Origin of the sequence: Alkalibacillus haloalkaliphilus C5 (genome assembly GCF_000269905.1) — a bacterium.
GTDB classification, from domain to species: domain Bacteria; phylum Bacillota; class Bacilli; order Bacillales; family Alkalibacillaceae; genus Alkalibacillus; species Alkalibacillus haloalkaliphilus_A.
On the sequence record NZ_AKIF01000232.1, the window covers coordinates 1 to 2,415 of the forward strand.

Consider the following 2,415-nt stretch of genomic DNA (forward strand, 5'->3'; position numbering starts at 1 on the left):
TACAAAGTTTTTCGGTCGAAATTATAAGTGACTAATTCTTGTGCTGCATTAAAAGTCCGTTCTGTTGTACTTGGAAATAGAAATCTTCCAGTATCGCCGACAATTCCTGCATAAAGCAGTCTTGCTGATTCTTGGTTTAAAGTCCAACCGTCAACTTTGCCTTCTAAGTACAGTTCATAAATCATTTCACTTGTAGATGATGCATCTGTATCAACCCACATAATATCGCCATATGGTTCACGATTAGGGTGGTGATCAATTTTTATAAGTTGATTGCCTTGGTTGTACCTTTGGTCACATATGCGTTCTTCATTGGCTGTATCACATACAATGACTAAGGCACCCTTATACTTATCATCTTCAATATGATCTAAGCGAGCTAAGTAGTTTAAAGAAGCATCTTCTTCACCTACAACATATACGTCTTTATTAGGGTAGGTTCCTTGGATTAATTTTGCTAATCCTACTTGTGACCCATATGCGTCAGGGTCAGGCCTAACGTGACGGTGGATAATAATAGTGTTGTATTCATTGATTGCTTTTATAATTTCTGTTTTCATTTTCAGCACCCTTTCATCGCAATACACTAGCAATTTTAATTAAAAATCGTTACAATAGACTTCGAATTGAAGTGAAAAAGGAGAGTTAACATTGCCAATTTTAATTAGCATATTTGTTATATCAATTGTTTTGTATTTATATTTTAAAGTAAGAATATTAAATTACAAAAATCCATTATATATGCATTATACTAACGGCAAGGCACGCATTGCTTTAGGTGTATTTATGGCTACATTCGGTATGAATCAATACGTAGCTTATCCAACACAAATCGTTTTATATTTAACCATTATTTTCTTAGCTGTTGGGATCGCACAAATTGTGTTTGGTTTTAAGATTTTTAAACATTACCGCCAAGAAATTTTAAAAGCTGAGCAAATGGCTAATTAGTTAACGGTTAATAAATTGAGCCATAACCATCGCTTTCCCTACAAGTTCTTCATCTGATAATACTTGAACATCGATTTTAGCAAACTTTCTTCCTAGTTCAAGTATTTGCGGGACAATTCTAAGTTGACTTCCAATCTGGACAGGTTTCATGAAGAAGATTGATAAATTTTCAATCACCATGTCTCCTGTCTTTTCTTTTTTCAACGTTTGGTTACAAGCCTCTGCTACAAATGAAGCAAACACACCATACGATAGAGTTCCTAACTGATTTGTCATTTGAGGTGAGATTTCTGTAGAAAAGCCACTAAATTCATCATTCGAAACGAGTTGCTTATGAATTAGATCATCAATTGTCTCACCGATTTGCGGCTGCCTTTGACTACTTTGCAACCCTTTAATGACATCCTGACGACTAATAACGCCTAAGAACGTGTAATCCTCATCGACAACCGGCATTAACTCAATACCTTGCCAAACCATTGTGTGTGCAGCACTAGCTAAGGATGTTGTCGCCTTTGTTACAATCGGCTTCTTTGCCATCACTTTTTCAATTTTTAAATCGATTCGCTTATTAATAATGTCTTTTGATGTTACAATTCCGACGACTTGATTTTGCCTATTTAATACGGGATATCTACTATGCTTCGTTTGTTCGTTTAATGCATGCCAAGTAGATACTAGATCATCTTCATACAACACATGTGTCTCATCAATCGGCGTGAAAATATCATCAACTATGACAATTTCTTTTTTTATTAACTGGTCATATATTGCTCTATTAATCATAGCAGCGACTGTAAACGTGTCGTATGAGCAAGAAATAACAGGAAGTTCATATCGATCAGCTAAGCTTTTTACATAATCAGTTGTATCAAAACCACCTGTAATTAAAATGGCTGCACCTGCATTTAATGCTTTTTCTTGTGCTTTGACACGGTTACCAACAATTAAAAGTGAGCTTTTCTCCGTGTATTTCATCATAGCTTCAAGTTTCATTGCACCGATTACAAACTTATTTAAAGTTTTGTGTAAGCCACTTCGTCCACCTAGTACTTGACCGTCAATGATGTTAACGACTTCTGCGAATGTTAGCTTCTCGATATTTTCTTTACGCTTCTGTTCGATTCTAATCGTACCGACACGTTCAATTGTACTAACATAACCGATGTTTTCGGCCTCTTTAATAGCACGATAAGCCGTACCTTCACTAACATCTAACTCTTTTGCGACAGCTCGAACTGAAATTTTCGTGCCAACTGGCAACTCATCTATGTAATTCAATATTTGCTCGTGCTTTGTACTCATACACCTCACCCAATTTCTTCCGCATTCATATATGTTTAACATTATACCTTGAGTTAAGTCGTTCAGCAATTGCTGTATAAACGAGAAATGGTTAGGACTAAAGGGTTGGAGTATGATGAAAACATGAACAATTGACCTTTTAGCGAGTTGAGCAGTCAG

The 2,415-nt window shown here is 35.9% G+C and carries 3 protein-coding genes; 1 reads left to right on the forward strand and 2 read right to left on the reverse strand.

The window, feature by feature from the left end; translation table 11 throughout:
- On the reverse strand, positions 1-560 hold a 560-nt coding region (locus A194_RS0115825; RefSeq protein ID WP_017187761.1), incomplete at its 3' end, for a DHH family phosphoesterase.
- A 91-nt stretch (positions 561-651) separates the two neighbouring features.
- Here A194_RS0115825 and A194_RS0115830 point away from each other — a divergent pair.
- On the forward strand, positions 652-951 hold the full coding sequence (locus tag A194_RS0115830; RefSeq protein WP_017187762.1) for a YtpI family protein: 300 nt from the start codon (positions 652-654) through the stop codon (positions 949-951).
- Here A194_RS0115830 and A194_RS0115835 read toward each other — a convergent pair whose 3' ends face one another.
- Positions 952-2,256 carry a DRTGG domain-containing protein gene (locus A194_RS0115835; protein ID WP_017187763.1) on the reverse strand — a complete coding sequence of 435 codons (1,305 nt, stop codon included), beginning with the start codon at positions 2,254-2,256 and terminating at the stop codon, positions 952-954.
- Between the last annotated feature and the right edge of the window lie 159 nt (positions 2,257-2,415).

Excerpts from the sequence above, each read along its gene's own strand:
- A194_RS0115835 (WP_017187763.1), bottom strand. The coding sequence starts at position 2,256 with ATGAGTACAAAGCACGAGCAAATATTGAATTACATAGATGAGTTGCCA.